9 protein-coding genes are annotated in these 7,087 nt (G+C 56.1%); 6 read left to right on the top strand and 3 right to left on the bottom strand.

Going from position 1 to position 7,087, the window contains the following annotated elements:
* The 4 genes from K0F75_RS23680 to cysC all read left to right on the top strand — a co-directional run.
* On the top strand, window positions 1-1,983 hold a 1,983-nt coding region (locus tag K0F75_RS23680), incomplete at its 5' end, for an autotransporter domain-containing protein (protein ID WP_219064394.1).
* 127 nt (window positions 1,984-2,110) lie between these two features.
* Complete coding sequence (locus tag K0F75_RS23675) at window positions 2,111-2,356, top strand: tetratricopeptide repeat protein (RefSeq protein ID WP_219064393.1); 246 nt, start codon at window positions 2,111-2,113, stop codon at window positions 2,354-2,356.
* Complete coding sequence (locus K0F75_RS23670) at window positions 2,353-3,204, top strand: S9 family peptidase (protein ID WP_219064392.1); 852 nt, start codon at window positions 2,353-2,355, stop codon at window positions 3,202-3,204. Before K0F75_RS23675 ends, K0F75_RS23670 begins: the two co-directional genes overlap by 4 nt.
* Entirely contained in the window at window positions 3,198-3,815 is a 618-nt protein-coding gene (gene cysC, locus K0F75_RS23665) for an adenylyl-sulfate kinase (protein ID WP_374029264.1), read from the top strand. Before K0F75_RS23670 ends, cysC begins: the two co-directional genes overlap by 7 nt.
* 16 nt (window positions 3,816-3,831) lie before the next feature.
* Here the strand turns inward: cysC and K0F75_RS23660 are convergent, their stop codons facing one another.
* Window positions 3,832-4,587: an anti-sigma factor gene (locus K0F75_RS23660; RefSeq protein WP_219064390.1), complete on the bottom strand. Its 756-nt coding sequence runs from the start codon at window positions 4,585-4,587 to the stop codon at window positions 3,832-3,834.
* The gene (locus tag K0F75_RS23655; protein WP_219064389.1) at window positions 4,580-5,092 is read right to left on the bottom strand and encodes a sigma-70 family RNA polymerase sigma factor; all 513 of its coding nucleotides are present in this window, start codon (window positions 5,090-5,092) and stop codon (window positions 4,580-4,582) included. The genes K0F75_RS23660 and K0F75_RS23655 overlap by 8 nt, the downstream gene beginning before the upstream one ends.
* A gap of 159 nt (window positions 5,093-5,251) precedes the next feature.
* Between K0F75_RS23655 and K0F75_RS23650 the strand changes: the two genes are divergently transcribed.
* The gene (locus K0F75_RS23650; protein WP_219064388.1) at window positions 5,252-6,223 is read left to right on the top strand and encodes a metallophosphoesterase; all 972 of its coding nucleotides are present in this window, start codon (window positions 5,252-5,254) and stop codon (window positions 6,221-6,223) included.
* Window positions 6,224-6,236: 13 nt separating this feature from the next.
* Window positions 6,237-6,551, top strand: a complete 315-nt coding sequence (locus tag K0F75_RS23645) for a cupredoxin family copper-binding protein (RefSeq protein WP_219064387.1) — start codon at window positions 6,237-6,239, stop codon at window positions 6,549-6,551.
* Window positions 6,552-6,673: 122 nt separating this feature from the next.
* Here the strand turns inward: K0F75_RS23645 and K0F75_RS23640 are convergent, their stop codons facing one another.
* Window positions 6,674-7,075 (bottom strand): cytochrome c family protein, encoded by a 402-nt coding sequence (locus K0F75_RS23640; protein ID WP_219064386.1) that lies wholly within the window; start codon window positions 7,073-7,075, stop codon window positions 6,674-6,676.
* Window positions 7,076-7,087: the final 12 nt, after the last annotated feature.

The raw sequence follows: 7,087 nt of genomic DNA, 5'->3' as shown, positions 1-7,087 counted from the left end.
CAACCGTTCAGTTCGTGGGGCAGGCGTATTTCACCAGATTTGGAAGTCTTTTCCAGAGTTTCCCTAGGCACGGTTACCAACTCCGGGACGATCGCGGGCACGATCCAGAATGATGCCACGAAAGACCTGACAATCAATGGCGGAAGCGGCTCCACCTTTGGCTTGCTCACAGGTTCACTGCTTGACAGTAAGACAAAGAATTATGGCGCCGGGGCAGATAATATTGGTCAGATCAATAACGCAAACTCCGATCTTGTATTCGGTTCTGGCAATCTATTAGTCAATGACACGGTCTATCTTGAAGGCCATACGCTTTCCAACGTTGGCGCCACGCTACAAGTTAACAACTCGATCAATGTCGATGGTAATTACAGCCAAGGCACCAACGCCAGCCTGATCCTTGGGGTAGGCAGCAACCCAGTAACCACTACTGGCGTTGTCGGTAAAAACGACGGCTATGGTCGTTTGATGGTGTCCGGTACCGCGACTATCGACTCGGGTTCTTCGGTGGGGTTGAAACAGCTAGGCTCGTATGGGTTTGCTCAAGGCCAGCGCTATGTGGTGATTCAGGCCCTTACCACCACAGCACCGATCATTATTACCAATCCGAATACTGACTTGGTCAGTGTTCAGTCTCTCAATGTGGGTACCAACTCTTCCGTCACCAACTACAACGCAAGCAGCCTGCATTACACGGCGGCGGGTTATAACGTGACGGGTAGCAGCGTGGAGGATGGCAGCAACACCAACTTGCTGCTGACCCTGGGCAGTGCGATACAGGTCATAACACCGGTCACACCGCCAGAGACGACACCAACGTCTTACGCCCCGATCAATCAGGCGACCAGCACCGGTGGAACCGCAACCTTGGCCGGACTGTTCAATTACAGCGGCTACGATGCCGGCGTGATGAACCTGTTCAACGCCGCCGCCGCGCTTGATTCTTCCGCTTCGGGCAACCGCGCCGGCGCCCAGTTGAGCCCGACCGCGACCCTGTCGGCGGCCACTCAGGCGTCTACTGCTTCCACCGTGCAAGTGCTGAATGTCACCACCGCGCACGTTGATGGCCTGCGCACCGCACAGAATGGTAATAACGGCAGCGGTATCGCCACCGGCGAAAGCGCCAGCAGCACCGGCCTGTGGGGCCAAGGCTTCGGCGGCACTTCTCGTTTGGGTGAGCGCGACGATGTCGCGGGCTACCACGCTCATTACAGCGGCATGTTGCTCGGTGCGGATGCCGCGCTGAACGACAGCTGGCGTGCGGGTGGTGTGTTCAGCTACACGAAAACCACAGTGAACAACGACGGCAATAACTCCGGCAGTTCGGCCGATGTGAAGTCCTACGGTCTGTTCGGCTACGCCAGCTACACCGGCAGCCCTTGGTATGTGGATATGTCGCTCGGTGCGATTCAGCACCAATACGACACCACGCGTGAAGTCAGCTTCCCCGGCTTTAGCAGCACCGCTAAAGGCCAGCACGATGGCATGCAGTACATCGCCTCGGTATTGGCCGGTTACCCGATCGATCTCGGCTCGAAGATGGCCAACACCGTGCTGACACCGATTGCCGGCTTGACCTACAGCACCCTGCGCCAGGACAGCTACACCGAGAAAAATGGCGACGGCGCAGCGTTGAGCGTCAACTCCGACAATATCGGTTCGCTGAAGAGCGATCTGGGCGCCAAGCTGGAGCGCTCCTTCGGCACGCCATATGGCAACGTAGTGCCATCGGCGCAACTGACCTGGCGTCATGAGTACCACGACAAAGGCCTGCAGTCGGTTTCCAACTATGCGGCCGATACTTCGGGTGCCACCAGCTTCACCACCACGGGCGCGAAAACCATCGCCGACACCGGCGTATTGGCCCTTGGCGTGACGTTGATGCGCAGCCAGAACCTGAGCGTCGGGGCGAAGTACACCCTTGAAGCGGCCAGCGGTTACGCCGCCAACACCGGCGATGTGCAGGTGCGTTGGGACTTCTAATCCGTTAAATTCGGTTTAGCGGTTAACGCCCACTTTGCTGTCATAGAAAGTGGGCGTTTTAGATTCTGGGCGACGGCGGATACGAATCCGTTACGCCATAGTGCCCACCTCTTTTAGAAGGTCCTGTATGAGCGGTACACCAACGTCTTTCGATGGCCCGCAAATCACGATGTCTGAAGCCGTGACCCTGGCTTATACGCATTGGAGCTCGGGTCAGGCACAGCAGGCCGAGCAGCTGTGCCAGCGCATTTTGGACAAACGGCCACAGCCGCCTGACGCCCTGCATCTGCTGGGGCTGATGGCACACACGTTTGGCCGGCCGGATCTGGCTGTGCGCCAAGCTTACCAAGCACTGAGAGTTACCGAAGCATGAAGCACTCACGTGCGCGGCTGCCGTTCATTCTGTTCGCGTGCTTGTACATGATGCTGGGGATGCTCGCGGGTTGTGCCGATCCGAACCTGCATGCTGACGCCATGGCGCAAACCGCGAACTTGCATCGTGCTCAGGTCAATACAGAGCCCTTCGTGCTGACCAGTTTTTATCGGATAACCCGTCCTGACTTGCCATTGACCGTCTACATCGAGGGCGATGGTCTGGCCTGGCGTTCGCGTACCGAGCCGTCCACCAATCCGACACCGCATCAGGCGCTGGGCTTGGCGTTGGCGGCGGCTGACCCTGCGGCCAACGTGGTTTATCTGGCGCGCCCTTGCCAGTTCACGCCGATGGCTGCCAATCCACGCTGTGATAAAGCCTACTGGACTAACAAGCGCTTCGCCGATGAAGTCGTCGTTGCCATGAATCAGGCGGTGACCCACTACGCCGATCAAGTCCCTGGGCAGCGCATCCATCTGGTTGGGTATTCGGGCGGCGGCGCACTGGCCGTGTTGATTGCAGCCCGGCGCAACGATGTTGCATCATTGCGTACCGTGGCCGGTAATCTTGATCATGCCGAGGTCAATCGCCTCCACCATGTGTCGGCAATGCCGGGATCGCTCAATGCCATCGACGTTGCCCCTCAAGTAGCGAGCATCGCGCAGATTCACTTCAGTGGCGGCGATGACACTGTCGTGCCACCTTTGATTGCGCAACGTTTCGTCGCTGCCACTGGCGGCCGATGTGCACAAACTCATGTCGTGCCGGGCATGAATCATGAAAGCGACTGGGCTGGCCGCTGGCCGGACCTGCTCAAGATCCCACCTTTATGCGCCACAGGATTCTGACGATGAATAACAACCTGACCGCCGTACCGCACTCACTGACTGCGTCGGACCGTAAAGCGCATTATGGCCATAGCGGCGCGGTATTGTGGCTGACCGGGCTCTTTGCTTCGGGTAAATCCTCTTTGTCCATGGCGCTGGAGTTCGCCCTGACGGAGATGGGGTATTCCTGCTATGTGCTTGACGGTGACAACGTGCGCAGAGGCTTGAATGCCAATCTCGGTTTCAGTGCGCAAGACAGAACCGAGAACATACGGCGAGTGGGGGAGGCGGCGGGCTTGTTTGCCGACGCGGGCTTGATTTGCATCACCGCGTTTATTTCCCCTTACCGCGAGGACCGTGCGCGTGCACGTGATTCGATCGGCCAGATGTTTCACGAAATTCATATCGCAGCCGACCTCGCGACGTGCGAGGCACGAGACCCTAAAGGTCTGTACAGGAAAGCGCATGCGGGCGAGCTGCTTGAATTCACCGGTGTCAGTGCGCCGTATGAAGCGCCGGAGGATCCTGAACTGACCCTCGACACGGGTAATGAACTGATCGCAGCGAGTCTGGAGAAGCTGGTTAATTACGTGACAAGCCATATTCCCCTCAGTAAACCGTTACGGAGCTGATACCCCGTCGCTAAACCTACAGGCCTTTTCGAGTCAGTTGGCCCAAGGTTTCCAGTTGTTGTTTGTCCAGATCGGAGACGATGATGAAACGCATGTGGTTCTGGCGCCAGGACACGATGTTATAGCCACGTTTTGATTGGCTTTGCAGTCCACTGTCTGCTTGTGTCGTGGGTACAACAAACGTGTTGATGATGTGTTTGTCATGGCGGTAGGAGAGTGCGGCTGCGGTCTGATGCTGCAGATAGTCCAGGCGTCCGCCAAGGAGAGGAAACCCCTGGGCGGAGAAGTCATACACGGGGGGTGAAAAATCAAGTTTGCCAGTAAACCAGGGTTTGACGGTGTGTTTGTCGGAGGAAGCGATATCCATTAAATGCTCGCCCATGAGTGAGCGTACATGGCTTGAGACGGCTTCATCCGTCCAGATGTCGTCACTGGACGGGGTTTCTGCGTAGAGGAATAGTGCTGCCGTAAATACTGCGGCCGACAAAACGGGGGCGCCCCAGTTGCATAGCATCCTCCAGGTACTTGTCTTGGACGCGGGCGGCGATTGAAGGCTGGAACGTATGCTTTCGGTAAGCGACACGGGCGCTCTGTAGTAAGGGGCGTGTGCCTTTACGGCATGTGCCAGTCGTTTCATTTCTTCGAGTCGCTGCGTGCATTCGGAACAGTTCCCCAAATGCTCGGCAAGCTGTTCCTGCACTGGCGTTTCCAGCTCGTTGTCCAGATAGCCGTGCATCAGCGTGTGGCACAGACCACAGTTCATCTCATTCATGGCGGTACAACTTCATAAATTCATTTTTGAGCATGGCTCGCGCCCGTGCCAACCGCGACATGACCGTGCCCAGCGGTACGTCAGTCACCTTCGCAATGTCCTTGTAAGGCATGTCTTCCAATGCCTTTAAAACGATCACCTCACGGAACACCGGTGGCAGGGCTTTGAGTGCCTGCTGAAGGAGTGCGGCATCTTCCGTACGTATGGCGTCAATCTCCGGCGTCAGCGCATGACTGAGCGCCATATCATCTTCCGATATGCCTTCACCTATCGCGATCCATCGGTGGCCTGCCGAGGCCTTGAGCCAGTTATAGCTTTCGTTGCGGACAATGGTCAGCAGCCACGCCTTGGCATTCCCGCCCTCAAAACGATGGAGGAATTTAAACGCCTTTAAAGCGCTTTCCTGCACAACATCATGTGCAGCACTTTCGTTGGCGGTGAGCCACCGTGCGAGGTTGTAAGCCGCGTCCATGTGCGGCGCTAACAGCTCATCAAAACGCTTCATATCGGCTGTGTGGCTCAGTCTCATCTCGTTATCAACTCTCATTCGGCCGGTTTTATTCCCTCATGCCGCAATATTTTTGATCGTGGAATAAAAATGCCCCTTCGCTAGTTATAGACCCTGACAGCCTGTTCACTGCAAACCACACCTTGAGGAGTCTTTATGAAAACGGGTCCGAACACACCTGAAGACGTGACCGATGAACGCCGCGGTCTTAGCCGAAGAGAACTCTTGAAATGTTCGGCGTGGGCGGGCGCGGGGGTGCTATGGGTGATGAGCGGTGGCATTCCGCGTGCATTTGCACTGGATGATGCCGGGACGGTATTGAAAGGAGATGTACTGGCCAGCGACTTTCACTTTGTGCAGATAAGCGACACGCATATCGGTTTCAACAAAGAAGCTAACCCCGAACCGCTCAAAACATTGCAACTGGCAATCGACAAGGTCATCGCCCTGCCGAAAAAGCCCTCACTTATTTTGCACACCGGTGACATTACCCATCTCTCTAAAGAGGACGAGTTCGACACCGCCGATCAGGTGCTGAAGCGCCTGCCGTCGACTGTGCACTACGTACCGGGCGAGCACGACACGCTTGATGAAGGTGGTGGCAAAGCGTATCTGGCTCGATATGGTAAAGGCACAAAAGGCAACGGGTGGTACAGCTTCGATGACCATGGTGTGCATTTCATTGGCCTGGTAAATGTCTTTGATTTTCAGCCAGGTCGTGAAGCGACTCTCGGTGCTGACCAGTTGCAATGGTTGGCAGATGATTTACGCGCGGTAGCAACCAGCACGCCCGTCGTTGTGTTCACCCATATCCCGCTGTGGACTATCTATCAGCCTTGGGGTTGGGGAACCGAGGACGGTGATCAGGCCATCGCAATGCTTCGAAAGTATGGCTCGGTGACGGTCCTCAACGGTCACATTCATCAAGTCATTCAGAAGGTTGAGGGAAACATCACCTTCCACACTGCGCGCTCTACGTCTTATCCCCAACCGGCTCCAGGCACTGCCCCCGCCCCCGGTCCCATGACCGTGCCTGCGGATCAGTTGCGTAATTATCTGGGGATAACCGACGTCAAGGCGACACAAGGCGATCACCCGTTGGCATTGATCAACTCAACGCTTATTTAATGAACCTATCCCTATGAAAAAATATGCGCAGATGCTTGCCCTGAGCGGCTTGTTGGCCTCGGCCTCAACGTGGGCGCAAGACATACAAATCGACATAAAAGAGTTCATGTATTCGCCGAAAGAGCTAACGGTTGCGGTTGGCACAAAAGTGACCTGGGTGAATGATGATCAGGTGCCCCACACGGTCGCTGAAGTGAACAAGGTGTTCCGGTCAGGGGCATTGGATACCAATGACTCTTTTTCCTACACGTTCTTGATACCCGGCACATTTGAGTATTTCTGCATCTTGCACCCGCAAATGATTGGGAGCGTCAGGGTGACTCAATGAAAAAGTTGTAGGGGGGGCTAAATGACAAGGTCGTCACTGTGCACCCTCGGAAACGCAGAAAGCCGCGCAATGCGCGGCTTTCTTGCAAAGCGAATCAGCGGCTGAAGATCACCGCGAAGCGCTTATTTTTGCTGCGATAAAAACTCGATCAAATCACCGCGTTCCTTGGCATCCGGCAGGCCCTTGAACTTCATTTTATCTTCGGGCACTACGGCTTTTGGATTGGCGATGTAAGCGTCGAGCTTATCAGCAGTCCACTTCAGGTTCGCGGCCTTCATGGCGTCGGAATAGTCGAAGCCCGGCACGCTGGCCGATGGGCGACCGAGTACGCCGACCAGGCTGGGGCCTTTCTTGTTTTTCAACGGTTTGGCCAGGCTGTGACAGTCCGAGCAGTTGGCGTCGAACGAGTCAGCTCCGGCAGTCGCGTCGGCGGCGCTCGCAGGCGATGCAAACTGCGTCAGCGCCATGCATGTAAGCGCGGTCAAGACCAGTTTCTGAAGGGGTGCTGCTCTACGTGTTTGCATTTGAACCTCTCC

It is taken from the genome of Pseudomonas sp. UMAB-08, from assembly GCF_900095225.1.
Lineage (GTDB): Bacteria > Pseudomonadota > Gammaproteobacteria > Pseudomonadales > Pseudomonadaceae > Aquipseudomonas.
Note: the sequence above shows the minus strand (reverse complement) of the source record. Positions and strands in the feature narration are given on the sequence as shown.